We start from the raw sequence: 26,541 nt of genomic DNA, 5'->3' as shown, positions 1-26,541 counted from the left end.
CGGACTCCTCCCGGCTGGACGGCGGCGCCATGAAAAGACGTCCCAGCGCGGGGGGCAAGAAAAGTGCGAGCCCCCGAGGTCCCTCGCCTGAGGAACCGTCAGGGGCTCGTCAACGGCCGACCCAACACGTCCCCTTCGGGACGTTCCGTGTGAGGGGCTTCACCCCTAGGCATGGACGCGCCTTCGTCCCGCTGCCCCGACCAACAAGAGAACGACGATGGCGCCAATCACCGACATGATGATGCCTGCCGGGTGCAGGTCGAAGAGCTTGCCGTCACGCTGGAACAGAGAGCCAATCAAGCCGCCCACGAGCGAGCCGACCATGCCCAGCAACGTCGTGGCCAACAGGCCCATGCTCTGCCGTCCCGGAAGGATGGCGCGGGCAATGAGACCCGCGATGAGGCCGATGACGATGAATGCGATGATCCCCATGAGTGTCTCTCTCCTGTGTTGGGGGACCTCATGCGGTCCCGGACGGCAGAAACGTAGGAATCACCACGTGACAGTGTGAACCCGCGCACACCGGCCGGCTGCCCGGCCGCCCGCTATCCGAGTTCCCCGTCCAGGTGCATCATCACCGCGAGCGCGGCCAGCGCCGCCGTCTCGGTCCGGAGGATGCGCCGGCCCAGGGTGACGCCACGAGCCCCCAGTCTTCCGAGCGCATCCACCTCCTCGCGCGCGAGCCCGCCCTCCGGCCCCACCACCAGCGCCACCGGCGTGCCCGGGCCCGCTGCGCGAAACGCCTCGCCCAGGGGCACCGAGGACTCCTCCTCGTCCAGCACCAGCAGCACGGTGCCGGGAGCCAGCGCGCGCGCCGCCTCCAGCAGCGGGGCCGGCGGCGCCACGCGCGGCACGTCGTCGCGGCGGCACTGGCGCGAGGCCTCCTCGACAATCTTCGTCCACCGCGCGGTGCGCTCCTCCGCGCGTTTCGGCTCCAGCTTCACCACGCTGCGCGCCGTCGCCACGGGGTGGAACGCGGCGGCACCCAGCTCCGTGCCCTTCTGCAGCACCCACTCCAGCTTGTCCCCCTTGGGCAGCCCTTGCAGCACGCTCACCGCGCGGCGCGGAGGGGCCACGCGCACGGCGCCGAGCGACACGCGCACGGCCTCCGTGCCCACGGTCCGCACGCGCGCCTCGAAGGCGCGGCCCTGGCCGTCGAAGACCTCCAGCGCGTCACCTTCCTCCAGTCGGAGGACGTGGAGCAGGTAGTGGCGGCGTTCTCCGGTCAGCTCCACCTCGGTGGGGGCGGGCTCCGGCAGCGGGACGAAGAGGCGGACCACGGTGACTTCCTCCGGCGGGACGGCGGGTCTGTGCGTCCCGTGTCAGGGGGCGCGACTTCAACAGGAAGCCGCCGCCCCGCGCCAGCGCCGGCTCACTCTTCCGCGCTGTCGTCCTCGGGCTTCTTGCCGAGCGGCGGCGAGTCTTCCTTGCTGCCTCGAGGGTTGTCCCGCCAGGGTGGGGCAGGCGAGGAAGCGGACGGCCCGGGGCGGGCGGGCGAGCAAAGCGGCGCCGGTCCTGCTATGGCGGCGTGCCATGTCCACGCTCACCATCGAGACCACCCGCTCGGGGCGGGTCGAGTCCCTCCACTCCGTGTCCGTGCCGCGGCAGGTGGGGGAGCGGCGAGGGCTCTCGCTGCCGGTGGCGGAGTTGAGGCAGCATGCGGAGCCGGTGCCGCGCACCACCCGGGGCGAGCCCATTGGCGAGCCGCGGGCCACCGGCGCGCTGCGCTTCCACTGAACCCCCGCGCTTCGGACGGACCTGGACCTGGAGGACGACGTCAACATGCGCCGACGCGACAAGGGGCACCGCCACGGCCGCGACACCACCGTGGCCCGCTTCGCGCTGGCTCGGGCCAACGAGGAGATGGTTCTGGCGGACAGCTCCCTGCAAGGGGAGCGCCGGGTGTCCGTCGTCCGCCTCGCGGTGCTGGTGCTCATGGCCTTCAGCCAGTTCCTCGTCGCGAGGTGGGGCACCGAGCCCTATGCGCCGGTGATGGATGAGGCGCGCTTCCTGGCCATCGCCGGCTATCTGCTCTTCTCCCTCACCGCCATCGTCGTGCTGCGCCACCAGAAGCCGGCTCCCCGCCGGGCCCAATGGTTCCCGCTGCCCACGACGGTGGTGGACACCAGCTTCTTCTCGTTCATGGCGTGGCACACCTGGACGCGCACGGGCCACTTCGACGCCGGGATGCTGGCCGGCAGCCTGGGCATGGTGCTGGCCTTCTCGGTGGCGCGCTACTCGTGGCTGCACGTGCTGCTGTCCACGGTGCTGTCGTCCATGGGGTACGCGCTGCTCGCGGGGATGACGGGGCACGGCTCTCCGGCGCGCGTCAGCTTCGTCGTCTGCTGCTACGTGGCCCTGGGCACCCTCATCGCCCTCACCAACGCGGACGTGGGCGGCATGTTCCTCAACCTGCGCCGCCGTGACGGACTCTCCCGCTTCCTGCCGAAGCAACTGGTGGAGCGGATGATGCATCTCGGGGACGAGTCACTCCAGCCGGTGCAGCGCGAGGTGACCATCCTCTTCAGCGACATCCGCGACTTCACCTCGCTGAGCGAGACGCTGCAGCCGCGCGAGGTGCTGGAGCTGCTGGACGACTACTTCGCGCACATGACTCAAATCGTCATGGCCCGCGACGGCATCGTGAACAAGTTCCTGGGTGACGGGATGCTGGCGTGCTGGGGCGTGCCGGACGAGCGTGAGGACCACGCGGAGCTGGCGATGCGGGCGGCGCTGGACATGCGCGCGAAGCTGCAAGAGCTCAACGCGCACCGGGAACAGCAGGGCCAGCCGAGGCTGCGCATCGGCATCGGCCTGCACACCGGTGTCGTGGCGGCGGGCATGCTCGGCGGCGCCGAGCAGCACGAGTACACCGTCATCGGCGACGCGGTGAACCTGGCCTCGCGCGTGGAGGGGCTCACCAAGGCGCATGGCGTGGACATCCTGGTGAGCGAGAGCACCTGGCTCAAGGGCGGCGAACGCTTCGCCGGCGAGCGCCTGGGAGAAGCCCACGTGAGGGGCCGGCGCGAGGCGGTGGTCGTCTACACGCTCGAGCGCCGCCTCCCCTCCGGGGTCGTGCCCGCGGTCCAGGCCGCCACGGGGACGTAGCGGCCCGGACTTCAGCCCCTCACGCCGCCAGCCCGGCCGAGGGCTCGCCGCCCGCCATCACCCGGGCGTGCAGCTCCCGCTTCAGCCCCAGCGCGAACAGCACGAGCGTGAGGAGGTACACGGGCTCGATGAAGAAGAGCATCGGCCCGCCCAGCGACAGTCCGTGGGTCTTCTTCTCGAAGAAGACGTGCGCGCCGATGACGAGCGCGAAGCGCACCACCATGACCCCCACGGCCACGGCGGCGACGGTGCTTCCGGGCAGGCGCGCCACGGACTCGGCGGCGGCGAGCGTGGGCACCAGGGGCAGGGCCATCAGCAGCCCCGCCGTCCACTCCAGTGTCACGGCGTACAGCACCACCGCCGCCACCAGCACGTGCGCCGCGGTGAGCCCCGGGCCGCCCACGGGCAGGCGCACCAGGCTCAGGGGCGCGAGCAGGGCGAAGATGAACAGGTACGCCCCCACGAAGTGCACGGCGCGGCTGACGCCGTTCTCGTGCAGGGGCATCCAGGCGCGCAGCTTGGCGGCGAAGCTCATGGCGGAGGGGCTCAGGCGCGGACCGGGGTGTTGCCGGGCTGTGGCACGGGCTTGAGGACGTAGTCCCCGAAGAGCACCGCGACGAAGAAGAGCGGGCCCACCAGCGCGTGGACGAGGTTGGTGAGGAACGAAGGGGACTTCTTCTCCCAGACGGCGTGGCCGGCGAGCTGCACCAGCCAGCCGAACACGGCGATGCCCACCACGCCCCACGTGGGAATCATCCGGCCCACGGGCAGGCAGGCCACCATGAACGCCATCACCACGAGGCCCAGCTTCACATCGGCGCGCAGGTACCAGATGGCGGTCGTCACCATCGCCACCATGCCCAGCGTGAGCACGCCGCCGGGCAGCGCGGGCACGGCCACCAGCTTCACCCAGTCCAGCATCGCGACGATGTGCAGGATGATGATGGGGATGGCGATCTTGTGCGTGAGGCGGTTGGTGGGGTGCTGGTGCGAGGAGTAGTACTCGTCGAACAGGGCGACCACCTGGGGCTTGAGCATGTGTCCGTCCTCCAAGGAATGGCGGGGTGTGGGGGGCTCGATAAGCTAGGTGAAGTCGCGCCACGTTTCCTGGCCGGATGCGCCAATCTCCTGGCATCCGGCGCCAGCCTCAGGCGCTCTCCGCGCCCTCGCGCCAGACGCGGGGCGTCAAACCCGTCCAGCGCTTGAAGGCGCGGTCGAAGGTGCTCAGCTCCGCGTAGCCCAGGAGGAAGGCCACCTGGCTGACGCCCAGGTGCGGGTCCTTCAGGTACTGGAAGGCCAGCTCACGGCGCACCGCGTCGACCTCGTCCTGGAAGGCGGTGCCGTGCTCGGAGAGGCGGCGCTGGAGGGTGCGGAGGCTGACGTGGAGCCCCTTCGCCACGTCGCCCACCTGCGGCGCTCCTTCGCGCAGCGAGGCGCGGATGGCCTCGCGCACCCGCTGGACGAAGTCGGGCACCGGCGGTTCAGCGGAAGATGTGGCGACCGGAGGTACCCCGGCCGCGCGCTCCAGTACGGAGAGGAGGGCGGGGTCGGCGCCCTCCACGGGCTGGTCCAGGGTGGCCGCGTCCAGGGTGAGGACGTTGAGCCCGCCGCCGAACTCCGGGGTGACGCCGAAGTGCTCCACCAGGGGGCGGATGTCCGGCGGGGCGGGGTGGGCGAAGGCGACGGCACGCGGGTTCCAGGGGCGCTCGGTGAGCTGGCGTCCCACGTGGATGAAGAGGGCGAGGCCGTACTCGCTGGCATGGCGGCCGTAGGCCAGCGGCTCGCCGGGGATGCCGTAGGCGAAGGTGCCGCTTCCGTCGGCCGCCTCGTGGAAGGACGCGTGCCAGGCGGGCTCCAGCAGCGCCATGTACCGGGCCAGGGAGCGGAAGGTGTCTCGCACCGTGGGCGAGGCCCGGGCGATGTACTCCACGAGGCCGTACGTGCCGCGCGGCACCCGCTGCGCCACGTGCAGGCCGAGGAACGCGTCGCCGGAGAGGGCCTCGGCCGCGTCGAGGAAGGCGTGGAGCGTGGTCAGCGGGAGGGTGACCTCGGGCAGGGACTCGGCATGGGCGGGGAGCCCGAAGCGCTCCACGAGCGGGGCCGGGTCATGCCCCGTCGCGCGCAGGTACGCGAGCAGCGGGCCCACGAGCTGCGAGCGGACGTCGGTTGGCGGCCGGGAAGGGGTCGGCGTCTCCACGCGGGCGGGACGCTACTCCGTCCCGGGCGCCGGGCCCAATGGGCGCGCGGCGGGGCCGTTCAGGAGGATGGGAAGGGGGGAATGGGCTCCTTGCTCATCGCGCGCCTCCTATACTGATGCCCTGTGGGAGTGGCCGGCCCCGTGAGGGCGCGCCGTACGGCAACGGCCAATGTCATGCCACCCGCCGTGCCCGGGATGGCGGGCATCCGGCTGGTCACCTTCTGGAGTGCTTCTCGCCCATGGACAACCTGGCCCACTCGCTCCTCGGTGCGTGGATGGCGGAGGCGGGACTGAAGCGCACCACGCCGCTGGCCACCGCGACGCTCGTCATCGGCGCCAACCTCCCGGACGTGGATGGCTTCGTCACCTTCGCGGGCTCGGACGCGGCGCTCTACTGGCGCCGGGGCTGGACGCATGGCGTGCTCGCGCTGGCGCTGTGGCCCTTCGTGCTCACGGGGCTGATGCTGCTCTGGGACCGGTACGTGCGCAGACGCAAGTATCCGGACCTGCCGCCCGCGCGCTTCGGCCCGCTGCTCGTGTGCTCGGTGCTGTCCGTGCTCAGCCACCCCGCGCTGGACTGGCTCAACACGTATGGCGTGCGCTTGCTGATGCCCTTCGACGGGACGTGGTTCTACGGGGACACGCTCTTCATCATCGACCCGTGGGTGTGGTTGCTCGCGGGCGCCTCCGTGGTGATGGCGGACGCGCGGACGCGAGGGTCCGCCGCGGGCTGGCTGGTCCTGGGAGCCGCCACCACCGCGCTCGTCACCCTTCCCAGCTTCGTGCCGTGGCCCGCCAAGGTGCTGTGGGCCGTGGGCGTGGCGGCCATCCTCTGGCTGCGGCTGCGCGGGATGCACCTGCTCTCCGCGCAGCGCGTGGCCACCGTGTGCGGCGTGGCGCTCGTCCTCTACCTGGGCGCCATCCTGGTGGGCTCGCAGGTGGCGGCGCCCGGGGCGCAGGCGTGGCTGCGCGCGCAGGGCCTGGACGTGGAGCGCACCCTCGCCGGCCCCATTCCGGCCAATCCCTTCAGGCGGGACATCATCGCCCTGGCGCCGGACCGCTATCACTTCGTCAGCGCGAACTTCCTGGCCGGCAGCGAGGACCGCTTCCGCTTCAGCGACCCGAGCCAGCCACGCGAGCCCCAACCCGGTCCCGTCATCCTGGCGGCCCTGTCCGCGCCGGAGATTCGCGGACTCGCCAACTGGCTGCGCCTGCCCACGTACCGGGTCGACCCGACGCCGGACGGCTGGCGCGTCTCCATCCGCGACGTGCGCTACTCGCGCATGCAGGGCAACGGGCTGGGCACCGCCGTGGTGGAGCTGGACCGGGAGCTCCGGCCCGTGAAGACACGGACCCGGGAGTAGGGCACCGTCCCTCGAAGCCGGAGGAACGGTGCCACCACACCGCGGTGCCCGTCAGCGCTTCAGGTCGATGCGAACCCACTCGCCCTGCTGGGCGCCGGGCAGCACGGTGAAGCCCAGGTTGCGGTAGGCCGCCTCCACGTCCGCGCGCTGGTGCGCCAGCACGCCCGCGAGAATCGCCCGGTCCTTCACCTTGGGCGCAATCAGCGGTGCCAGCTCGATGAGCGTGTTCGCCAGGATGTTGGCCAGCACCAGGTCGAAGGTGCCCTCCACCTGCGTCAGCTCCCTGCCGGACACGTCGATGTCCGGGGTGCCGTTGTCCGCGATGTTCTCCCGGGCCAGCTCCACGGAGGTGGGGTCATTGTCCGTGCCCACCACCCGGCCCGCGCCCAGCTTCTTCGCGGCGATGGCCAGCACGCCCGTGCCGGTGCCCACGTCCAGCACGCTCGCGCCGGGGTGGTCCTTCATGTACGCGTCCACCGCCGCCAGGCACAGCGCCGTCGTCGGGTGGTCTCCCGTGCCGAAGGCCATCTTCGGCTCAATCACCAGCCGCACCGCGTCCGCCGGGGCGTTCGCCACGTCCCACGGCGGGCCCACCCACAGCCGCCCCACGTGCACGGACTTGATGAGCGACTTCCACTCGTTGCTCCAGTCCTGCTGCGGCTGCTCCTCCAGGCTCACCCGCGCGGCGGGGAAGGACTCCTTCACCTCGGCCTGGGCGGCCTCGGCCGTTTCCCGGTCCTCGAAGTAGCCGATGACGATGGCCTCGCCCGGCTGGGGGCCGCGCACGCCCGGCATCGGGGGCGTCTCGCGGTCCCTCACCTCGAGGCCCAGCGCACCCGACTCATGGACGAGGTCCTGTACGGCCTCCGACGCTTCCTCGGGCAACTCCACTGTGAGTGACAAATAGGTCTGGGACATGCGGGCCGTTTAATCCCCCTGTGCCTAGCGTGGAAGCGCTGTGAAACACCCTTTCATCCTGTGGCCCCTGTGCTGCCTGGCTGCCTGCTCCGGCCCCCCGGCCCCCGACGCGGCGCTCTGCCAGGATGTCGTCACCCGCCTGTGCCTTTCGTCCGCCTGTCCCGGCGTGTCGGCGCAGCTCTCCCCCGGCCTCGACTGCGAGGCCACCCTGCTGGAGCGGACCGGGTGTGAGGCAGAGGACTTCGCCTTCTCGACACCCACGCGCGAGCGCTTCCTGACCTGCCGCGAGCCGCTGCTGCGCCAGGGCATCACCACCCAGCAGGCCCCGGCCTGCTCGGACACCCTCGAGTTCCTCTCGGAATGTCAGGACGTGGTGGGCTTCTTTCGGGGAGGCCAGCCATGAGGCGGGCCGGCGCGGCGGTGCTCGTCCTGGCGGTGGGGTGCGCGCCCCTGGACGTGGAGCGGCGCACGGAGCGCGGGCCGGTGCTGCGGACCTACACCCAGGAGAAGGCGCTGGGCGAGCGTCAGCCCTTCGCGGACATCCAGGCGCAGTGGCCCGAGCTCACCGTGAGCTTCACCACCGCGGACATCTGCCGCACGGAGCACCACGAGGAGTACGCCGAGGAAATCATCTCCACCTACTCTTCGCGGGGGGCCGCGCCGTCCGTGAGCACCGGCGGCGCGCTCACCGCCGTGGGTGGTTTCCTGCTGGTGGGGCGCACGCTCTTCTCGGACAAGCCGCGCCTGATGGCCATCGACCGCACGGGGCACTACGGCGCCTCCAACCGCGAGCTGGCCACGGGGTGGGGCACCGCGCTGCTCATCCTCGGCGTGCCCGCGCTCGTCACGGGCATCGTCGAGCTGTCTCGGAGCGGCGAGAAGCGCGAGACGCGCAAGATGGATGAGATGGTCGCCCTGCGCGAGGTGCCCTGCCAGGCGCAGCCCGCGGATGGCGTGGTGGAGCTGGCCGGAGGACACGGTCCACCGCCCCCGGCGCGCATGACTTCCAATGCGGCGCTGCGCCTCACCGCGGACGAGGTACGCGGGCTGTCCTTCACCGGACTGCTGCTGGACGGCACGCCCGTCCTCCTCGACGAGGAGGACCGCGACCGGCTGGAGACGTTCCGCACCTGCGCCATCCTGCTGTCCGCGCCGGTGAACCCCGAGGCCCTGGCCCGCGAGGCGAAGGAGCACCCGGAGCGGCTGCGCATGAGGCGCGGGCTCGCGCGGACCTGCACCACGCTTCCCGGTGCTCCCGTCCGCCCGCTGCTGGACGCTCTCGACTCGATTCTCGCGAATGAAGAGTGAGTGCGTGGACAGCACCGTTCGCTAATCCACGCACCTGCCCTCCGGTACGGGGTGAAACCCGCAACGCGTGTCCACCGTTCATTCCGGGCGAGGTGGCGGGCGTGGGCGAGCGGGCTCGCACGCATTCGAGTGCGAGGGCCGCGAGAATTCACAGCTTGGGGGGCTGGGGCCGATGCGAAGTCACCGAGGGGGTTTCACGCTCATCGAGGTGGTGGTCGTCCTCGCCATCCTCTCCATCCTTCTCACCCTGTCCGTCATGGCGCTGGGCGTGCTGCCCGCGCGGGCGCGGATGTCCAGCGGGGTGTTGGAGCTGAACGCGGCGCTGTCCGCCGCGCGCGCTCACAGCCTGGGGCGCGGTGTCCGCACGGCGGTGCTCATCGACACCGCCGAGGGCTCCGCGAGGCCGGACGCGCGCATCCGCTACTGGACGGTGGTGGACCCGTGGTTCCTGCTGGATGAGAGCATGGCGGCGCGGCCGGGCTGGAGCGGGCCGGACGAGCTTCAGCCGCCGCTGCCGGCGCCGTCCGGCTCCGGGTTCCAGGTGCTGGGCATGGGGCTCTTCGGAGACGCCGTGCGCCTGGCGCCCTCGGGCTTCCGCTCGCTGGCGAACCCTCCCATCCAGCCGGCCTGTGCCGACCCGCGCGCGCCCTCGGTGGAGCTGTCCTCGGGGACGATGGATGGCTCCTGGTCCTTCCCGCCTCCCTTCTGCCAGGTGCCCGACAACCGGCCCTGCACCTTCTGCTCGTCGGATGGGGGCACGGTGCGTGGCGCCATCCTCTTCGAGCCGGACGGGCGCGTGGCGCTCCTCGACGCCGAGGGCCGGGAGGACCCGCGCGGCGCGGGCTCCATCGTCTTCGGCGGGCATGAGGCCGACGCCGACGTGCGCGCCCTCGTGCTGCTGGACACCGGCCTCTTCCGCTCCTTCTCCCGCGACCCGTGAACGTCATGTCCCGAATGCACTCCCGCCGGCGCGCCGCCGGCTTCACGCTCATCGAGGCGATGGTCGCCTCCATCGTCTTCCTTCTCGGCATGACGGGCCTGCTCGGCGCCATCATCCAGGCGCGCACCGCCACCGCCAGCGCCCGCCGCCACGTGCACGCCGTCGCCGTGGCCACGGACCTGGTGGCGCAGGTGCAGTTGTGGGCGTACGACGACGCGCGGCTGGTGCCCTCCGGCTCCCCGTGCGCGGAGGACCCCACGGACGCGGCCGGCGTGCTGCTGGACCCGAACGCGCCCGGCCACGCCGCCTTCGTCGCCTGCCTCCATGGCGAGACGCAGCTCCGCTCGCGTCCCTGGGCGGGCCTGACGGAAGCGGACTTCCCCGTGGGCGACGGCGCGTGGGACCGCTACCGGCGCTACTTCATCGTCCAGGAGGTGGACGCGGATGGCCGGCCGGTGCCCCCGGGGCTGGCGCACTCCGGCGCGCGCAAGGTCGTCTGGGTGCTGGTGACGTGGCCCGAGGGCGCGACGGTCCGCCGCATCACCAGCCAGGCCGTCAAGTTCAACCCGGTGGCGCTCACGGGAATCGGGGGGGGCCGGTGATGCGCTCGCGCCGGGGCTTCACGTTGATTGAGATGTTGATGGGCACCGCGGTGGCCATGCTCACCGTGACGGCGGTGGCCGCGGCCTTCATCGCCTTCACCCGCGGCGTCTATACGCAGGAGGGCATCCGCGGTGGGCAGGCCGGAATGCGCCAGGCGCTGCATGACCTGACGCGGCAGCTCCGCATGGCGGGCTACGGCCTGGAGCCCGAGCATGCCTTCGGCCTGCCGGCGGGCTGGGAGGGTACGGGGCCCAACGCGTCGGACCGGCTGGTGGTGCGCTCGCGGGATTTGATGTTCAGCGCCGCCGTGCTCCAGGACGGCGCCTCCGCGGGAGGCCTCCGGGTGGCGTCGCTGCCGGTGCCGCTGCGCCGCGGGCAGGTGCTCCAGGTCGTCTGCCCCGGTGCCATGCGCTGGGGCTACGGCCGGCTGGCCGAGGACGTGCCCGCGGCTCCGGGCGCCACGCTGCTGCCGCTGAGCCCCGCCACGGGCACCTTCCCGGACCTGGGCGCTGTGTTCGACGAGCCGTGTTTCGACGGGGCCCCGGGCCTGCCCGCGCGCGTCTTCAAGGTGGACGTGCACGACTACTCCGTGCGGATGGTGGACGACGACGGCGACCCGGCCACGGCGGACCGGCCGTACCTCTTCCGCGCGCATGGCCTGGGCACCCGGCCGGACGCGGTGGGCGAGCCGGTGGCCGAGGGCATCGAGGCCCTGCGTGTCACCTTCCTGCGCGAGGACGGCACCGCCTTCGTGCCCACGTGGGAAGCGGGCCACCCGCCGCCCACGTACGAGACGCCGGCCAGCTCCCCCCTGCGCCGCAACCGCAACCCGGCCAACGTGCGCGCCGTGCGCCTGCGCATGGTGGCGCGCGCCACGCGGGCGGACTCCGTCCTGCGCGAGGCCGGAATGGAGGCCTCCCTCCCCGCGCTCCCCGGCGAGCCGGTGCTGCCCGCGCCGGCCGGCTTCCGGCGCTTCCTCTATGAGACCACGGTCCTGCCCCGGAACCTCCGCTCCACGGAGATGCCGCTGCCGGCCTACTCCCAGGACACCACCACGCCCGGCGCGTGTCAGGGCCGCGCGCCCGCCGACGGGCTCCTCTGCGCTGGAGGCTGAACCATGAAGAACACGTCCGTGCGCCCCTCCCGGGGCGCGGTGCTGCTGCTCGTCGTGGTGCTGCTGGCGGTGGTGACGGTGCTGGCCATGGCCGCCATCGGCTTCTCCGGCTCCGAGCGTGGCGCGGCCAGCAGCTTCCGCTCCAGCGAGGAGCTGGTGGCCTGCGCCGACGCCGGCCGCCAGTACCTCCTGTCGCGCTTCCGGCTCATCGGCGGCTCGCCCACGCAGCTCGCTCCCACCGACCAGCGGCTCGACCTGGCGGGCCTGCCCGGGTGCAACGGCGCCACGCCCACCGATGACGCGCGCTGCATCCGCAGCGGGCACCTGGGCGAGCCGCCCGCCATCAGCGGCGTGAGGCTGGTGCCTCAGGCCACGCTCGGCCGCCGCTCCAGCGCGAGAGACCTCACCAACGTCATCGCCCCCGCTTCCGGGCTCGGCGGCCAGACCTACCAGGTCGTCGTCCACTGCGTGGACGGCCGCGGCGCGCAGAGCGAGGTCGAGTTCACCGTCCGCTTCGGCCTGTAGCCCCGGCCACCCCATCCCTTCCCCACGCAGGAGCCTCCCCATGCGCCTGTCCCCCACGTTCCTCCGTCCTGCCCTCCGCCGCCGTGCCGCCCTCGCGGGAAGTCTGACCGGGGCCGCCGTCCTCCTCACCGCCGGGCTCGCCCTCTCCGGGGCCATGGACCCGCCGCCTCGCGCCGCGTGCTGCACCGGCCCGCTGGCGACGGGAGATGCCATGCTCCAGCTCACGTCCGGCGGGGACAAGGCGTTCTTCGAGGCGCAGACACCTCCGCCCTCCGCCGTCTTCCTGCTGGGAAACAACGCCTCCATGCAGGACTTCCACACGCCGCTGCCGGAGCCGGAGTCCATCCCCGACGTCACCGGCTGCGAGGACCCGGAGCTGCGCACCGCCATGTCCTGGTTCGACCGGCAGTCGGCGAACCCCCGTCTCAACGGCTCGCGCGTCTTCGACCCGGACGCCGCGCTGGGGGCCGGGCGCGGCTTCTTCGACCCGGACCAGTACTACCTGTCCTACGGCACGCGCCTGCCGCTGCAGCGGCGCGACAACAGCGACAACGCGGGCGACTCGATGACCGCCTACACGGTGCTGCGGAACTTCAGCGGCACACAGGGCAGCGCGAGCCCCGAGGATGCGTGCGCGCGCTACTGGCCCCGGGACGCGGCGATGCAGGCGGCCTGCGCGTCCTGCCTGGGCTCGGTGGGCTGGTACCGCGGCGACACGGACGGTGGCGGGCGCCGCCGCTGGGTGCTCAGTGGCCGCGTGCTGAACGTGCGGCCGCCCAAGTTCGTCAGCGCGCGCAAGGTGCTGAAGGACGTCATCAACACCGTGCCGGAGCTGCGCATGGGCGTGGCCACCTTCAGCCACAGCGATGACCTCTTCGACCCCGCCTGGCTCCTGCGGCCCCTGCGCCCGTCGTGCGACAAGACGTGGCCCCTCTTCTCCGAGGACGACCTCCAGCGCTCCGGGCTGGTGACGGCCGTCAACCAGGTGGAGTTCATCAACAGTGAGCGCTCCATCGGCGAGTCGCTCTACAGCCTCGGGGCGTACTTCTCCTCGCAGCAGCGGGACAACGTGTGGGCGGGCTGGTTCACCAACCCGCTGGGCTCCACGGAGGGCTACCCCGGAGGACCGGACGGCACGCGCGACGACGCGGACGGGCGCGGCAACGCGTGGGCGCGCAAGGAACACGACTTCACCCACCTGTCCGGCGGCTACGAATACCCGCTGCCGCTGGAGGGCGGTGGCGAGGACAGGTCCGTTTGTGTCGCCTGCCAGGCGAGCGCCGTCATCGTCCTGTCCGACGGCCGGCCGGACAACGACAACACCGTGCCCGTCTTCAAGATGCTGGAGATGCTGAAGGCGGCGGGCGCGAGGCACCCGGACGGCACGCTTCTCACCTTCAACCCGGGCGTGGATGGGAACCCGGGCGGGGTGAACTACTGCGACCGGTACGGCGCCACGAAGGAGGAGTGCGACTACTTCATCGACACCAACGGCGACGGCCTGGACGAGGACACCAGCGGCCCCAAGGGCGGTGACACCCACAACCGCAACTACATGGATGACGTGGCCTTCTTCCTCGCGCACACGGACCTGCGCGGCGACCTGGACGGCATGCAGTCGGTGCGCACGTACACCATCGGCTATGGCGACAACAGCCCCATGCTTCGCAGCATGGCGCACGCGGGCGGCGGCCGGTTCTACCGCGCGGACGAGCCGGGCCAGCTTCGTGATGCGCTGATGACCGCCATCGGCGACCTGCGGGAGACGGCCACCTCCTTCTCCTCCGCCAGCGTCGCCAGCGTGCAGGCCGGCAGCTCGCAGACCTCCGCCTACGTGCCGCGCTTCATCCCTCGCAGGGGCCAGCCGTACGAAGGCCACCTCTACCGCTTCTACTTCTATGGCGAGTTCTCCCAGGGCTGCGACGCGGCCCGCGCCCGCACGGAGGCCGGGGACCCGCTGGACCTCAACGACGACGGGGACTGCGAGGACTCCTTCTACCTGGACCGGCCGGCGGGCTTCACTCCCGGGCCCGGCCGCGTGCCGGCGCCCACTGCCTTCACCGCGAACAACATCGTCGAGGAGAACGTCTCCGGCGAGTGGGTGAAGGCCGCCACGGCCCGTCGCAACGCCGAGGGCCGGCTGGAGGGGGGGGCGCCGGCGGTGCCCTTCTGGGATTTGGGCGAGACGCTCGGCCGCCGCAGCGCCTCCGCTGCGTGCGAGCAGCTCGGCAGCCCGGGCACGCCCATCCGCGAGACGGGGGGCCGCTGCATCTTCACCCTGAAGGACCGGGACGGGAATGGCCGCTATGACGCGGCGGACAACCCGCCGGTGCCCTTCGACGAGCAGAACGCGGAGGACCTGCGCCCGCTGCTGCTGGCCGGGGGGGACACCTTCTGCCCGGACGTCTTCGCCCGGCTGGACCGGGTGTGGACGGGCGGCGCGGCGGAGGAGGCCGAGTGCGCCCGCGCCGTCATCCGCTTCGTGCGCGGGCAGGACGTCTTCGACGCGGACGGCGACAAGGACCGCGACGAGGACCGGCCGTGCACCGGGGACAGCCGCCGCTCCTGCAAGCTGGGCGACATCTTCCACTCCTCGCCCATCCTGGTGGAGCCGCCCGCGGAGCCGTTCCTGTGTGATATGGGCCTGGCCCCGCAGTGCCTGCGGACGCTCTATGCGGACTACGTCCAGGAGGGCACACCTCCCTCGTCGGAGCCGGTGTGCGGGAGCGGCCCGTCCGCGACGCCGTGCTACCGGGCCACGCCCATGCAGCCGCCGCTGCGCATGAGGGAGGGGAACTACGGTGCCTATGGCGAATACCTCGCGGCGCGGGGACAGCGGGACCGCTTCCTGCTGGTGGGCTCCAACGGCGGCATGCTGCACGCGGTGCATGCGGGCAGTGCCCTCGACTCGGGCCGGCGCGGCACCGTGCTGGACGACCTCTATGACCTGGGCACCGGCCAGGAGCTGTGGGCCTTCATCCCGCCGGACCTGCTGCCGAAGCTGGGGCTGCTCGTCCGGGGGCACGAGTACCTCGTGGACGGCACTCCCATGGTGCGCGACGTCTGGGTGGACGGGCTCGGCGGCGGGGCCGACGGCGTGAAGCAGCCGGAGGAGTTCCGCACCCTGGCCGTCATCACCGAGCGGAGCGGAGGCCAGCGCTACAGCGCCCTGGACGTGACGGACCCGTACGGGATGCTGGGCAACGTGGCCGGGGCGGCCGGCTCCTTCCGCTGGATGTTCCCCCAGGCCTGTGATGCGGAGGCGACGCGCATGGGGCAGGCGTGGATGAACTTCGCGCCCAAGCCCCCTCCCATCGGCCCGGTGCGGCTGCGCAGTGAGCGTGAGTCGCGAGGCTGGGAGGAGCGCTGGGCCGTGTTCCTCAACGGCGGGTACAGCGCCGACCTCACGCGCGGGCGCGGCCTGTACGTGGTGGACGCGTGGACGGGACAGAAGCTGTGGAGCTTCACCGGCGAGCCGATGATGCCGGTGGCCGCGGCGCCCGCGCTGGTGGACGTGGGCAAGGCGCTCGACATCAAGGCGGACCAGGACGGCTTCTTCGACACGGTGGTGGTGGGCGACCTGGGCGGGCAGGTGTGGACCTTCCGCCTCTTCGAGCCGGGGGACACCTCCGGCGGGACGGTGAGCAACTGGCACGGCGCGCGCACCTTCGAAATCGCGCGGGACGCGCCCGCCCACCAGAAGACGCCCTTCTTCCACATCGCCTCCAACACGCTCCAGCCGGAGACGGGCTGGCTGCGCACGTACCTGGGCACCGGCGACCGGCAGCACCTGCGCGATACGGAGGGCGACGCGTGCGGCCCGGACAACCTGCTGGCCTGCGTGCGCATGCGGTGTGACGTGGCCCTGACGCTGGCCGGCGCGGTGGGCGGCGTGTCGCGCACCCACGCGCTCGAGTACACCGGCGGCGTGCTCACCCGGAACGAGGACACGGCCTCGGGCGCGCCGGTGAGCGTGTGCTCCGCCGGGAAGCTGGAGCTGACGCGGCTGTCCATCGACTGCGGCGGCGCCGCGCTGGGCTCCGGCAGCTACCTGTTCCCTCCCAACGCCACCGTGCCGTCGGGCTCGAAGAGCGAGTGCACGCTGGTGGGCGGCCGGTGGAGTTGCGAGTCGCGGCGGCTCGCCTCCGGGGGCAGGAGCGACCTGCGGCTGGGGAACGCGGACCGCGAGCAGGTGCCGCGCAACACCTACGTGGGCTTCTACAACTACGGCGGCGCGCGCGTCTTCTCGGACGCCGCGTCCGCCCAGGCCCTGGATGCGCTGCGCTGGACGGACACGGACGACGCGTGTCCCACCGGCCAGGGCTGCGGCCTGCGCGACGTCACCGTGCCGCCGGACCTCCTGCGGGCGCGCCGGCTGCCGGATGGGACGTTGCAGAGCTACCTCACGCCGGACGCGCTGGCCTCGCTGCCGCGCGCGTCCACCACGGGGGCCGGCTGGTTCGTTCGCTACGGCGGCCTGGACGAGAAGACGGCCGCGGGCTCCAGCCTCCTCGGCGGCATCGTCTTCTGGCCCTCCTTCACTCCACCGGTGTCCGTGCCCGGCACCTGCCGCGCGGCGGGGGCGGGCGACGTGGGCCGCTCGTGGCAGATGGACTTCATCACCGGCTGGCCGGACCAGGCGGAGAGCTTCAAGCTCTTCGACGAACACGGCAACCTGGTGGGCTACATGCCCTTCAAGTCGCGAGACGTGGTGTCACCGCCGCCGGAGCCGGCCAGCCTCATCACCCTCTCCCGCACGGGGGCCATCCGCTACACCACGCTGGACATGGGCGTGGGCAGCTCGCCCACGCAGGAGACGCTGCGCGAGAACTCCAACCCCGCGTCCGACATCTCCTGGGTGGAGGTGCCGCGCAGCGTCCACGTCTGCCGCCACGTGGACGCGCGGGCCTGCAAGTAGCCACCGGGCCCTACGGGCCGACGATGGCGAGCGCGCCGCGGTTGAAGTCGATGACCCGGCGCGCCACCTCCTGGACGCCCTTCGCCGTCACCGCGGCCACGTGGTCCGCGTAGTGGAGGAAGTTGTCCAGGCCCAGGCCGTAGCAGGCGTCCATGGCCAGCAGCCCCGCGCGCGAGCCGTTGCGCTGCAGGCCAATCTCGTGCGTGCCGATGAGGTGCTGCTTCGCGCGTGCCAGCTCCTCCTCGGGGATGGGCTCGTCGCGCACGCGCTCCAGCTCCGTCCGGATGCCGGCCAGCGCCGCGTCCACCTTCTCCGGGCTGGTGCCCATGTAGACGGCGAAGTAGCCCGGGTCCACGCCCTCGATGGCGAACGAGCTGACGCTGTAGGCCATGGAGCGCTTGTCGCGCAGCTCCACGAAGAGCCGCCCGCCCTGGCCGGACAGCACCGTGGAGAGGACCTCCAGCTCGTGCCGCCACGGGTCCCCCACGCGCGCGCCCGGGAAGCCCAGCACGAGGTGGGACTGGGCGCGGGCCAGCACCTTCTTCTCCTGGCGCGGCGCCTCGGGAGGCGGTTCCGCCGCGACCATGGGCGGCGGGGCGGCCTTGCCTCGGGGCCTGCCGAAGTACTCGCGCGCCAGGGCGAGCACCTCGTCCACCTTCACGTCGCCCACCACGCTGAGCGTGAGCTGCGACGGGTCCATGTGCGCCGCGTGCCACGCGCGCAGCATGTCCGGCGTCAGCGCCTCCACGGAGGCCTGCTCGCCCAGGTTGGGCAGGCGGTACGGGTGCGTGCGGTACAGCGTCCGGCTGAACAGGTCGAAGGCCACGCTGGCGGGCTTGTCCTCGCGGGTGAGGATGTCCTGGAGCATCAGCGTGCGCTCCCGGGCCACCTCCACCTCCGGGAAGGACGGGTTGAGGAGGCAGTCCGCGAAGAGGCGGAAGGCCGGCTCGAAGTGGCGCGACAGGAACTCGCCGCGCAGGCTCACCGAGTTGCGTCCGCCCTGGCCGCCCAGGCTGCCGGCGTACATGTCCACGAGCTGGGAGATGTCCTCCGCGTCGTGCGAGGGCGTGCCGCGGGTGAGGCTGCGGGTGAGCAGGGTGGTGATGCCGTTGTCGGCGGGCGTCTCGTAGCGCAGGCCGCCGGCGAAGACGGCGCGCACGGCGAACAGCGGCACCGCGGGCTCCACGCGCACCAGCACCGTGGCCCCGGACGGGAGCTTCTCCTGGATGATGTCGCTGGGGCCGGCGCCCGTGGACCGGGCGATGCGCATGGACGGCTCGCCCGCCGCCACCTTGCGCGCCTTGCGCTCGGGCGGGGCGGAGGCCGGCTCGCGCTCCACCCGGTCCAGCACCTCGTGCACGTGGGCCTCGGTGAAGTCGGTGCCGGGGGGCAGCAGGCCGGTGACGACGGCGCGGTCGAAGCGCAGGTAGCGCTCGGCGGCCGCCCGCAGGTGCTCGGGCGTGAGGCCGCGCACCGCCTCGTAGTAGCGCGCCTCCGCCTCCAGGCTGCCCATGCCGGACTGATAGAAGCCCATCTTCCGCGCCATGCCCTGCACCGTCTCGCGCTGGTACACGGCCTCGGCCTCCACCAGCGCCTTGGCCGTGGCCAGCTCGTCCGCGGACACGGGCGTGGCGCGCAGCGTGGCCAGCACCCGCGCCGTCTCCTCCAGCGCGCGGACGGAGTTGCCAGGCTGCAGCGTCATCGTCGCGGAGAAGAGGCCCGGGTCCCTGGGCGTATAGGCGTAGGAGTGGATGTCGTTGACCAGGTTGTGCCGGCGCTTCACCTCGCGCACCAGCCGGGACGCGTCACCCTGGCCGGCAATCATCGCCAGCACGTCCAGCGCGGGCACGTCCGGGTGGTCCGCCTGGGGGATGCCGAAGGACAGGTGGAGCCACGCCTCCTTCACGTCGTCCGGGCGCAGGAGGATGCGGCGGCCCGGAGTGGCGGGCTCGGCCGGGCGCTTCACCTCGCCCTCGTACGGACGGCCCCAGTCCCCTCCGAAGATTTCATCCACCCACTGGCGCAGCTCCGCCTCGCGCATGTCGCCGGCCACGGAGAGCACCAGGTTCTTCGGCGTGTAGTGCCGGTGGTAGAACTCCAGCACCTTCTCCCGCGTGAAGCCGCGCACGCTCTGCTCGGTGCCGATGACGGGCAGCCGGTAGGGGTGCACCTGGTAGGCGGTGGAGAACAAGTCCCGGGAGGCGCGCCGCGAGGGCGTGTCCTGGCTGCGCTTGATTTCCTCGCACACCACCTCGATTTCGCGCGCCAGCTCGCCCGCGTCGAAGGCGGAGCGGCGGACGGCGTCACCCAGGATGTCCAGGCCCGTGCGGGCGAACTGGCTGGCGATGACGATGTGGTAGACGGTCTGGTCGTAGGAGGTCCAGGCGTTGATTTCGCCGCCGTGGGACTCCACGTCGCGGGCGATTTCACCGGGGCCCCGGCGCTCGGTGCCCTTGAAGAGCATGTGCTCGTGGAGGTGGGCCAGGCCCGCCTGGTCCGGCCGCTCGTCGGCGCTGCCGGCCTTGACCCAGACCTGGAAGGCCGCGACCTTGGCGGCGTGCTGCTCCTCGAAGACGACGGTGAGCCCGTTGGGTAGCGCGTAGCGGATGGCCATATGGAACGCCCGAAGCTGTCACCGCCCCTGCGGGTCGGCAAGACAAGGTGTGATGTTTCCCCCACTGGCTAACGCCCGGGTGCCCCCACGTCGAGCGGACCTTGAGGCTGCCCTGCCCGGTCCCTCCACGCGTCCCTGGTGATGCGCGCGTCCGGGGGGTAACCTGCGCCCGCCCATGCCGTCACCTCCGGAAGAGGTGGATCCGCTCGCGGACCTGCGCGACAGCCTGGACCTGGAAGAGTCACCCCCCAGGCCCCTGCCCAAGGCCCCGCCCGCGGCCCCACCACCCGCTGCACCGCCGCCGCTGCCGCCCCGTCGTCCGGCCGCCCCCTCGGCCGCCACGCCGGCCGGGACGGGGGCGCCCGCTTCTCCAGCGGCCCCCGCGTCCGCGACCGCGCCCACGGGTGCGGCCCCCGCGGCACGGGCCGTGCGGGTGCCGGGCAATGACCCCTTCGGTGAGCCGCCGGAAATCCGGATGCCCATGGGGGGCTCCCCGGAGGAGAAGCTGGAGTACTTCCGGGCCGTCGTCCGCCAGAAGACGGAGACGCTGGCCCGCGCCCGCACCCTGTACGCGGAGCGGGACGGGGAGCTGAACGGCGCGAAGCAGGCGCTGACGCTGGCGCGCAAGGAGGCCGCGGAGGCAAAGGCGCAGCTCGCCGCGGTGAAGGACGCGCCGGCGAAGCTGGCCCAGGCCACGGAGGCGCTGGCGCGCGCGGAGGAGCGGGCGACACGGGCCGAGGCGAAGGTGGCTTCGCTGCAGGCGGAGCTGGCCGAGGCGGAGGCCGAGCGCAAGGATTTGTCGCGCGCGCTGGCGGAGGTGGAGTCGGAGGTGCCGCGCCTCACCGCGGAGCTCCAGGCGGAGCGCGAGTCGCGGGGCTCGGTGGCCGAGGAGCTGGTGGGCGCCAAGGAGGCGCTGTCGCTGGCGCAGGACCGCGTGGCGGAGCTGGCCGCGGAGAAGTCCGAGTCCCAGGGCGCGCTGGAGGCGGTGCAGGAGCAGTACCAGCAGGCCATCGCCGACGTGGAGCGGCTGGGGGGCGAGCTGGAGGCGGCCACGGCGGAGAAGGACTCGCTGGCCCTGCGCACCGCGCAGCTCGAGGCGGCCCTGGCGGAGGCCCAGGGCGGGCTGAGCGCGCTGGAGAGCGAGAGCGAGTGGTCCAAGAGCTCGCTGGAGGAGGCGCAGGCCCGGGCGCGCACGCTGGAGTCGGAGCGGGACGAGGCGCGCAAGCAGCTCTCCGTGGTGGAGGACGGGCTGCGCACCCTGCAAGGGCAGGTGGCGGAGCTGGAGAAGGCGCTGGCGCTGAAGGACGCCGAAATCATCGGCCTGCGGGCGGCGCTCACCGCGCGCACGGCCGAGGCGGCGGAGCTGCCCGCGCTGCGCCAGGCGCTGGAGGCGCGCACCGCGGAGCTGGCGCGGGCGAACGCGAAGGTGGAGGCGGAGGCCTCCAAGGCCGCGGAGCGGGCGCAGGCCCTGGAGGAGGGACTCTCCCAGGCCAGCGAGCGCGCCCAGGTGGCCGAGGGCGAGGTGGCGGCGCTGAAGGAGGCGCTGGAGGCGGCCGAAGTCGAACAGGTGTCCCTGCGGGACCGGATGGAGCAGGACGCGGCGGCGCTGGGCGAGGCGGTGCACCAGGCCGAGGCGAAGGTGACGGAGCTGACCGGGGCCGTGGAGGCGGCCCAGGCCCAGCACGAGGAGCTGAAGAAGCAGCTCGCCGCCACGGAGATGAAGGTGGCCACCAAGGACGCGGAGCGCGTGGGACTGGCCGCGCGCGTGTCCATGCTGGAGACCGCGTCCGCGCAGCGCGAGGCGGAGCTGGCGCGCCTGCAAGGGGCCCTGGCGCAGGCGCGGGAGGAGGTCTCGCTGGAGCGGGTGCGGCGCGAGGCGGCGGAGGCCGAGCTCGCGGACGCGCGGGTGAAGGCGGCCGAGGTCGAGGCGCGCGTGGACGCGCTGGCGGAGGGGCAGGGCGGCGCCGAGGCGCAGGTGGCGGAGCTCGGGGTGAAGCTCGTGGAGCTCCAGGAGGAGCTGGAGGCGACGCGCGCGGAGGCGGACAAGGCGGAGCGCCTGCAGCAGCAGGTGAAGCTGCTGGAGGGCGCGCTCCAGACGGCCAGGTCCCAGACGGCGGCGGCCGGCAAGCTGGAGGCGGCCCGCGCGGAGGCGGAGGCGAAGCTCGCGCAGGCCGGACAGGCCCGGGCGGAGGCGGAAGCGAAGGCGACGCAGGCGGGCGCGGCGCGCGCGGAGGCGGAGGCGAGGCTGGCCCAGGTGGAGGCCTCGCTGAAGGCCGAGCAGGAGGCCCGGAAGGCGCTGGAGGAGAAGCTCGCCGGGGCGGCGGCCCCGGGGGCCCCGTCCGACTGGGAGGCGGAGCGCGAGAGCCTCAAGGCGGACCTGGCCAACCTGAAGCGGAAGCTGGTGGCGGCCGAGACGGCGCTCGAGAACGCGGCCGGTTACAAGGCGAAGATTGCCCGGCTGGAGGCGCAATTGAAGGGCAAGAAGTAGAGGTTTCCCCCTCATGCCCTTCGACGCGCCAGTGGACCCACTCACCGGGATGCAGGCGGCCCGCTTCGGGCTGTACCTGCACTTCCCGTACTGCCTGGCGAAGTGCCCCTACTGCGACTTCGCGGTGGCGGTGGCGCGGCGGGTGCCGGAGGAGCGCTACGCTCTCGCGGTGCTGGCGGAGCTGGATGCCCGGCTGGCCGCCCTGCCGGCGCTGAGGCACAAGCCCCTGGAGTCCATCTTCCTGGGCGGCGGCACGCCCTCGCTATGGCACCCGCGCTACGTGGCGCGGGTGCTGGAAGGAATCGCCGCGAGGCTGCTGGTGGCGCCCAACGTGGAGGTGTCGCTGGAGGCCAACCCGGAGCGCGCGGACGCGGAGCGCTTCGCGGGCTACCGGGCGGCGGGGGTGAACCGGCTGTCGCTGGGGGTGCAGTCCTTCCAGCCCCAGACGCTGAAGGCGCTGGGGCGCGCGCACGACGCGGCCATGGTGGAGGGGGCGGTGGACGCGGCGCGGCGGGCGGGCTTCCCCGTGGTGGCCATGGACTTCATCTATGGCGTGCACGGGCAGACGGTGGCGCTGGTGGAGGCGGACGCGCGCCGGGCGGTGGCGCTGGCGCCGGAGCACCTGTCCACGTACGCGCTGACGGTGGAGCGCGACGTGCTGGCGGTGGACACGCCGCTGTCGAAGCGGCTGAAGCGCGGCGAGCTGGAGCTGCCCCCGGACGAAGAGGTGGTGGCCATGGCCCGGGTGGTGCGCGAGGTGTACGGGGCGGCGGGGCTGCACCGCTACGAGGTGTCCAACCACGCGCGGCCGGGGTACGGCTCGCGGCACAACGCGCTCTACTGGACGGGGGGCGAGTACCTGGCGCTGGGCGTGGGGGCCACGGGCATGCTGCTGGAGCCCGAGCCGCACCGGTACGTCAACCTGCGCAGCGCGGAGAAGTACCTGGTGGAGGCGGAGGCGGGGCGGCTGCCGGAGGCCGAGCGCGAGGCGCTGGGGCCGGAGGAGCTGTTCGCGGAGCGGCTGGCCATGGGCTTGAGGCTGGTGTCGGGGGTGGACTGGGAGGCGGTGTGCGAGCGGTACGGGCAGCCGGTGGCGCCACGGCGGGCGGAGGTGGCCCGGCTGGTGGAGCATGGCTTCGCCACGCTGCGGGACGGACGGCTGGCCTTGACGGAGAAGGGCGCGGACGTGCACAGCGCCGTGTGCGCGCGGCTGCTGTAGGGAGCGGGCCGGCGAAGAGGACTTCGAGGGGCGAATGAGCAAGTGGATGTTGTGGATGTTTCTGACGCTGCTGACCGGCAGCCCGCTGCTGTCGCTCGGGCTGGTGGTGGTCTTCGTCTTCGTGGCGGACCACTTCACGTGGCAGCTGTTGCCCAGCCCGGTGCGGCTCATCAAGCGCTTCCAGCGCGCGGGGCTCCTGGCCGGCGTCATCCTCACCAACCCGCACGAGCGGCGGGCCCGGCACGAGCTGGCGGACATCCGCGTGGCGCAGAAGCGCTACGCGGAGGCGGTGGACATCCTCAAGCCCAACCTGGAGGCGGGCGACGAGGACGTGGACACGCTGTACCTGCTGGGCGTGGCCTACCTGGGGGCGGGGGACGCGCAGCGCGGCGAGCTGCTGCTGGACGAGGCGGAGAAGCTGGACGCGGACTTCAAGCAGGGCTCCATCCACCTGGAGCGGGGCCGCTTCCGGCTGAAGCGCGGGGACGTGCAGGGCGCGGTGGAGGCGCTGGAGCGCTTCTGCGCCGTGCGGCACGGCTCGGTGGAGGGGCGGTTCCTCCTGGCCCGGGCGCTGGCGAAGGCGGGGCGGGCGGACGAGGCGAAGCGGATGCGCGAGCTGGCGTGGAATGACTACGTGGTGGCGCCGCGCTTCCAGCGCCGCCGTGAGCGCAAGTGGGCGTGGCGCGCGCGCCCCAGCCGGCCGCTGTTGTACGCGGCGGTGCTGGCGGTGGTGCTGGGCACCGCCGGGGCGGTGGTGAGTCGCATGGACCTCACCCCGCGCTCGAACGGGTACGGCCGCTACTCCCAGCAGCCGCCCTCGGCCGCGGGCCTGGAGGAGGACCTGGACGAGTAGCCCCCATCGCAGCGAGGCTCCCCCGCATGTTCCCCACGCCGTCGCAGGTGCTCCGCCAACGCGAAGGGACGCTGGCCGACACGCCCTTTCCCCTGCTGCTGCATGCCCTGATGGTGGAGGAGCGCACCTGCACGCTGGAGCTGAAGGTGCGCCAGCGTGAGAAGCGCATCGTCTTCGAGGACGGCTCGCCGGTGGGGTGCCAGTCCAACCTGCTGCACGAGACGCTGGGCAAGTACCTCGTGGAGAAGGGGCGGCTGGCGGAGGCGGACTACCAGAAGGCGCTGGCGGAGAGCGTGTCCTCGGGCCTGCAGATGGGGGCGCTGCTCATCCAGAAGGGGCTCATCAGCCCCTTCGACCTCTACAAGCAGCTCCAGGCCAACCTGGCGCACAAGCTGCTGGACTGCTTCCGGTGGACGGACGCGAAGTACCGGCTCATCGCCGACGTGGACTCCCCGGACGCCAGCGTGCGCACGAACACCGCGCAGCTCATCCTCACCGGCGTGGCCAACGTGATGCCCTTCGACGCCGTGGCCACGCACTTCACCTTCACCGACGAGCGCCGCTTCGGGCAGATGCCGGGCGTGGACGCCGGGCTGAAGCTGTCGTCGAAGGACGCGCGCCTGTTCCAGGCCCTGCGCCAGCGGCCCACGTTCAATGAGCTGATGGAGCGCACGGGCTTCGACACGGAGACGGTGCTGCGCCGGCTGTACGCGCTGTGTCTCCTGGAGGTCGCCGGCTTCGTGGAGGACGTGGACGAGCGCGCGGCGAAGCTGGCCGCCGCGGCGCCGGCCACCCCGGCTCCGGTGCCCGCGCCCGTGCCGGCGCCCGCGGCGCAGCAGCCCCAGGGCACGCCCTTCGCGGACGAGGACGAGGCGGCTCGCAACGCGCTGGTGAGCGCCTTCCTCGCGCACCGGAGCAAGGACCCCTTCGCGCTGCTGGAGGTGCCGGAGGACGTGCAGCCGGTGCCGTTGCGCAAGGCGTTCTTCGCTCTGGCGGACCGGCACTCACCGCTGCGCTTCCAGACGCCGGAGCTGCGGGAGAAGGCGGAGGCGCTGCTGGCGGCGTACGCGAAGGCCTTCGGCGCCCTGTCGGACGCGGAGCAGAACCTGCTCTGGCGCAAGCGGCGGGCCGCGCAGCGCGAGAAGGAGCGCGGCACGGCGCGGCCGAGCACGGCGGAGCAGTTCCGCATCCGCACGGACCTGCTGGACGCGACGACGCAGTTCGAGGAGGCGAAGCGGCGCCTGCAGGCGCGCAACTTCGCGGGCGCCTTCGAGTACTTCGAATACGCGTGCGACATCGACCCGAAGCCGCTGTACCAGGCGCACCGGGCCTTCGCGCGCTACCTCATGAAGCCCGACGCGCACGGGCGGCTGGCGCTCCAGGAGTTGCAGGAGGTGGTGCGGCAGGAGCCGGGCATGGAGGAGGGCTGGGCCTTTCTGGGCGAGGTGGCCCAGGGCGAGGGCCAGTGGCCGCTGGCGGAGGACGCCTTCCGCAAGGCCTTCAAGCTGAACCCGAAGAACCGCCGCTACGTGGAGCTCATCCAGGAAATCGTGAAGCGGCGCTGAGCGGCGCGCTTCAGGGCCGGAGGAACCTCGCGGCCACCTCCACGACGCGGCGGCCCTGGAAGCGCGCGGCGGCGAGCTGCACCTCGCCCGGTGGCACCGTGCCGTTGTTGGAGATGTGCGAGGTGCCGTAGGGGTTGCCGGACTGGTACTGGATGGGGTCCAGGTATCCCGGCGGAACGATGATGGCGCCCCAGTGGTAGAAGACGTTGTTCAGCGCCACGATGGTCGTCTCCTGCCCGCCGTGCGCCGTCGCGGTGGTGGCGAAGCTGGAGACAATCTTGTCGGCCAGCTTCCCCGCGGCCCACAGCTTCCCCTGTGTGTCGATGAACTGCTTGAGCTGGGCGGAGGGCAGGCCGAAGCGGGTGGGCGTGCCGAAGATGAACGCGTCCGCCCAGACGAGGTCGTCCTTGCTCGCCTCCGTGACGTGCTGCGTCTGCAGGCGGTGCGCCGCCCAGCCCTGGTTGGAGGCGATGGCCTCCTCCGGAGCCAGCTCGTGCACCTTGCGCAGCCGCACCTCGGCGCCGGCCGCCTTCGCGCCCTCCTCGACGGCGCGGGCGAGCTGATACGTCGTGCCCGTCGCGCTGTAGTAGATGATCGCGACCTTCACCATGAGGACCCCCTCGCGAGCCGGCGTCAGGCCGGGTGTGGAGCGCATGGTGCGGCCGGGCCCGTGCCCAGGTCAGCGGGAATGGCGCGCGGGTGTTGTTGGAGGACACCCCACGCGGCCCGAGCGGCGGCAGTGGACACAGAGGACAGGCAGGCAGCCGAGCGTGCGCCATGCCTGCTCACCGGGGCTGGAAGCGGACC

At 72.5% G+C, this 26,541-nt stretch carries 22 protein-coding genes; 14 read left to right on the top strand and 8 right to left on the bottom strand.

Going from position 1 to position 26,541, the window contains the following annotated elements; all coding sequences use genetic code 11:
• Window positions 1–165: 165 nt before the first annotated feature.
• Window positions 166–432 carry a GlsB/YeaQ/YmgE family stress response membrane protein gene (locus K8638_RS01505; RefSeq protein WP_223752565.1) on the bottom strand — a complete coding sequence of 89 codons (267 nt, stop codon included), beginning with the start codon at window positions 430–432 and terminating at the stop codon, window positions 166–168.
• Between the two features lie 113 nt (window positions 433–545).
• Complete coding sequence (locus K8638_RS01500; RefSeq protein ID WP_223752564.1) at window positions 546–1,280, bottom strand: 16S rRNA (uracil(1498)-N(3))-methyltransferase; 735 nt, start codon at window positions 1,278–1,280, stop codon at window positions 546–548.
• Between the two features lie 253 nt (window positions 1,281–1,533).
• On the opposite strand from K8638_RS01500, the gene K8638_RS01495 reads away from it, so the two are divergent.
• Together K8638_RS01495 and K8638_RS01490 are read left to right on the top strand one after the other, a co-directional pair.
• Window positions 1,534–1,737 carry a hypothetical protein gene (locus K8638_RS01495; protein WP_223752563.1) on the top strand — a complete coding sequence of 68 codons (204 nt, stop codon included), beginning with the start codon at window positions 1,534–1,536 and terminating at the stop codon, window positions 1,735–1,737.
• Between the two features lie 45 nt (window positions 1,738–1,782).
• A complete protein-coding gene (locus tag K8638_RS01490) occupies window positions 1,783–3,108 on the top strand; it encodes an adenylate/guanylate cyclase domain-containing protein (protein ID WP_223752562.1) in 1,326 nt (441 codons plus the stop codon).
• A gap of 19 nt (window positions 3,109–3,127) precedes the next feature.
• Here K8638_RS01490 and K8638_RS01485 read toward each other — a convergent pair whose 3' ends face one another.
• From K8638_RS01485 to K8638_RS01475, 3 genes are all read right to left on the bottom strand, one after another.
• The gene (locus tag K8638_RS01485) at window positions 3,128–3,643 is read right to left on the bottom strand and encodes an Mpo1-like protein (protein ID WP_223752561.1); all 516 of its coding nucleotides are present in this window, start codon (window positions 3,641–3,643) and stop codon (window positions 3,128–3,130) included.
• A gap of 11 nt (window positions 3,644–3,654) precedes the next feature.
• Window positions 3,655–4,146: a DUF962 domain-containing protein gene (locus K8638_RS01480; RefSeq protein ID WP_223752560.1), complete on the bottom strand. Its 492-nt coding sequence runs from the start codon at window positions 4,144–4,146 to the stop codon at window positions 3,655–3,657.
• A 109-nt stretch (window positions 4,147–4,255) separates the two neighbouring features.
• Complete coding sequence (locus K8638_RS01475) at window positions 4,256–5,305, bottom strand: AraC family transcriptional regulator (protein WP_223752559.1); 1,050 nt, start codon at window positions 5,303–5,305, stop codon at window positions 4,256–4,258.
• Between the two features lie 239 nt (window positions 5,306–5,544).
• Here K8638_RS01475 and K8638_RS01470 point away from each other — a divergent pair, with 239 nt between their 5' ends.
• A complete protein-coding gene (locus K8638_RS01470) occupies window positions 5,545–6,669 on the top strand; it encodes a metal-dependent hydrolase (RefSeq protein WP_223752558.1) in 1,125 nt (374 codons plus the stop codon).
• Between the two features lie 51 nt (window positions 6,670–6,720).
• On the opposite strand, the gene prmA is transcribed toward K8638_RS01470, so the two are convergent.
• Complete coding sequence (gene prmA / locus K8638_RS01465) at window positions 6,721–7,587, bottom strand: 50S ribosomal protein L11 methyltransferase (protein WP_223752557.1); 867 nt, start codon at window positions 7,585–7,587, stop codon at window positions 6,721–6,723.
• A 40-nt stretch (window positions 7,588–7,627) separates the two neighbouring features.
• Here prmA and K8638_RS01460 point away from each other — a divergent pair, with 40 nt between their 5' ends.
• The 7 genes from K8638_RS01460 to K8638_RS01430 all read left to right on the top strand — a co-directional run bounded on the left by K8638_RS01460 (window position 7,628) and on the right by K8638_RS01430 (window position 16,995).
• On the top strand, window positions 7,628–7,990 hold the full coding sequence (locus K8638_RS01460; protein ID WP_223752556.1) for a hypothetical protein: 363 nt from the start codon (window positions 7,628–7,630) through the stop codon (window positions 7,988–7,990).
• Window positions 7,987–8,895 (top strand): hypothetical protein, encoded by a 909-nt coding sequence (locus K8638_RS01455; protein WP_223752555.1) that lies wholly within the window; start codon window positions 7,987–7,989, stop codon window positions 8,893–8,895. Before K8638_RS01460 ends, K8638_RS01455 begins: the two co-directional genes overlap by 4 nt.
• Before the next feature lie 172 nt (window positions 8,896–9,067).
• Complete coding sequence (locus K8638_RS01450; RefSeq protein WP_223752554.1) at window positions 9,068–9,835, top strand: prepilin-type N-terminal cleavage/methylation domain-containing protein; 768 nt, start codon at window positions 9,068–9,070, stop codon at window positions 9,833–9,835.
• A gap of 5 nt (window positions 9,836–9,840) precedes the next feature.
• Window positions 9,841–10,437 (top strand): prepilin-type N-terminal cleavage/methylation domain-containing protein, encoded by a 597-nt coding sequence (locus K8638_RS01445; RefSeq protein ID WP_223752553.1) that lies wholly within the window; start codon window positions 9,841–9,843, stop codon window positions 10,435–10,437.
• On the top strand, window positions 10,434–11,552 hold the full coding sequence (locus K8638_RS01440; RefSeq protein WP_223752552.1) for a PilW family protein: 1,119 nt from the start codon (window positions 10,434–10,436) through the stop codon (window positions 11,550–11,552). The genes K8638_RS01445 and K8638_RS01440 overlap by 4 nt, the downstream gene beginning before the upstream one ends.
• A 3-nt stretch (window positions 11,553–11,555) precedes the next feature.
• The gene (locus K8638_RS01435) at window positions 11,556–12,077 is read left to right on the top strand and encodes a hypothetical protein (RefSeq protein ID WP_223752551.1); all 522 of its coding nucleotides are present in this window, start codon (window positions 11,556–11,558) and stop codon (window positions 12,075–12,077) included.
• Window positions 12,078–12,117: 40 nt separating this feature from the next.
• Window positions 12,118–16,995 (top strand): PilC/PilY family type IV pilus protein, encoded by a 4,878-nt coding sequence (locus K8638_RS01430; protein WP_223752550.1) that lies wholly within the window; start codon window positions 12,118–12,120, stop codon window positions 16,993–16,995.
• Window positions 16,996–17,005: 10 nt separating this feature from the next.
• Here the strand turns inward: K8638_RS01430 and K8638_RS01425 are convergent, their stop codons facing one another.
• The gene (locus K8638_RS01425) at window positions 17,006–19,609 is read right to left on the bottom strand and encodes a pitrilysin family protein (RefSeq protein ID WP_223752549.1); all 2,604 of its coding nucleotides are present in this window, start codon (window positions 19,607–19,609) and stop codon (window positions 17,006–17,008) included.
• Between the two features lie 175 nt (window positions 19,610–19,784).
• Here K8638_RS01425 and K8638_RS01420 point away from each other — a divergent pair, with 175 nt between their 5' ends.
• The 4 genes from K8638_RS01420 to K8638_RS01405 are packed head-to-tail and all read left to right on the top strand — an operon-like array spanning window position 19,785 to window position 25,734.
• Window positions 19,785–22,097, top strand: a complete 2,313-nt coding sequence (locus tag K8638_RS01420) for a plectin 1 isoform 8 (protein WP_223752548.1) — start codon at window positions 19,785–19,787, stop codon at window positions 22,095–22,097.
• 13 nt (window positions 22,098–22,110) lie between these two features.
• The gene (gene hemW / locus K8638_RS01415; RefSeq protein ID WP_223752547.1) at window positions 22,111–23,316 is read left to right on the top strand and encodes a radical SAM family heme chaperone HemW; all 1,206 of its coding nucleotides are present in this window, start codon (window positions 22,111–22,113) and stop codon (window positions 23,314–23,316) included.
• Between the two features lie 34 nt (window positions 23,317–23,350).
• Entirely contained in the window at window positions 23,351–24,169 is an 819-nt protein-coding gene (locus K8638_RS01410) for a hypothetical protein (RefSeq protein ID WP_223752546.1), read from the top strand.
• Between the two features lie 26 nt (window positions 24,170–24,195).
• Window positions 24,196–25,734, top strand: coding sequence for a DUF4388 domain-containing protein (locus tag K8638_RS01405; RefSeq protein ID WP_223752545.1), 1,539 nt, complete (start codon window positions 24,196–24,198; stop codon window positions 25,732–25,734).
• 10 nt (window positions 25,735–25,744) lie between these two features.
• Here the strand turns inward: K8638_RS01405 and wrbA are convergent, their stop codons facing one another.
• Entirely contained in the window at window positions 25,745–26,344 is a 600-nt protein-coding gene (gene wrbA, locus K8638_RS01400) for an NAD(P)H:quinone oxidoreductase (RefSeq protein ID WP_223752544.1), read from the bottom strand.
• Between the last annotated feature and the right edge of the window lie 197 nt (window positions 26,345–26,541).

Origin of the sequence: Myxococcus sp. RHSTA-1-4 (assembly GCF_020037125.1) — a bacterium.
In the GTDB taxonomy this organism is placed as follows: domain Bacteria; phylum Myxococcota; class Myxococcia; order Myxococcales; family Myxococcaceae; genus Myxococcus.
The sequence above is the reverse complement of the archived record's forward strand: the minus strand, read 5'-3'. Positions and strand labels throughout refer to the sequence as shown.

Bases quoted from the DNA above. Each gene is read 5' to 3' on its own strand.
- K8638_RS01505 (WP_223752565.1), bottom strand. From the start codon at position 432: ATGGGGATCATCGCATTCATCGTCATCGGCCTCATCGCGGGTCTCATT.
- K8638_RS01495 (WP_223752563.1), top strand. From the start codon at position 1,534: ATGTCCACGCTCACCATCGAGACCACCCGCTCGGGGCGGGTCGAGTCC.
- K8638_RS01490 (WP_223752562.1), top strand. From the start codon at position 1,783: ATGCGCCGACGCGACAAGGGGCACCGCCACGGCCGCGACACCACCGTG.
- K8638_RS01485 (WP_223752561.1), bottom strand. From the start codon at position 3,643: ATGAGCTTCGCCGCCAAGCTGCGCGCCTGGATGCCCCTGCACGAGAAC.
- K8638_RS01480 (WP_223752560.1), bottom strand. From the start codon at position 4,146: ATGCTCAAGCCCCAGGTGGTCGCCCTGTTCGACGAGTACTACTCCTCG.
- K8638_RS01470 (WP_223752558.1), top strand. From the start codon at position 5,545: ATGGACAACCTGGCCCACTCGCTCCTCGGTGCGTGGATGGCGGAGGCG.
- prmA (WP_223752557.1), bottom strand. From the start codon at position 7,587: ATGTCCCAGACCTATTTGTCACTCACAGTGGAGTTGCCCGAGGAAGCG.
- K8638_RS01455 (WP_223752555.1), top strand. From the start codon at position 7,987: ATGAGGCGGGCCGGCGCGGCGGTGCTCGTCCTGGCGGTGGGGTGCGCG.
- K8638_RS01450 (WP_223752554.1), top strand. From the start codon at position 9,068: ATGCGAAGTCACCGAGGGGGTTTCACGCTCATCGAGGTGGTGGTCGTC.
- K8638_RS01445 (WP_223752553.1), top strand. From the start codon at position 9,841: ATGTCCCGAATGCACTCCCGCCGGCGCGCCGCCGGCTTCACGCTCATC.
- K8638_RS01435 (WP_223752551.1), top strand. From the start codon at position 11,556: ATGAAGAACACGTCCGTGCGCCCCTCCCGGGGCGCGGTGCTGCTGCTC.
- K8638_RS01430 (WP_223752550.1), top strand. From the start codon at position 12,118: ATGCGCCTGTCCCCCACGTTCCTCCGTCCTGCCCTCCGCCGCCGTGCC.
- K8638_RS01425 (WP_223752549.1), bottom strand. From the start codon at position 19,609: ATGGCCATCCGCTACGCGCTACCCAACGGGCTCACCGTCGTCTTCGAG.
- K8638_RS01420 (WP_223752548.1), top strand. From the start codon at position 19,785: ATGCCGTCACCTCCGGAAGAGGTGGATCCGCTCGCGGACCTGCGCGAC.
- hemW (WP_223752547.1), top strand. From the start codon at position 22,111: ATGCCCTTCGACGCGCCAGTGGACCCACTCACCGGGATGCAGGCGGCC.
- K8638_RS01410 (WP_223752546.1), top strand. From the start codon at position 23,351: ATGAGCAAGTGGATGTTGTGGATGTTTCTGACGCTGCTGACCGGCAGC.
- K8638_RS01405 (WP_223752545.1), top strand. From the start codon at position 24,196: ATGTTCCCCACGCCGTCGCAGGTGCTCCGCCAACGCGAAGGGACGCTG.
- wrbA (WP_223752544.1), bottom strand. From the start codon at position 26,344: ATGGTGAAGGTCGCGATCATCTACTACAGCGCGACGGGCACGACGTAT.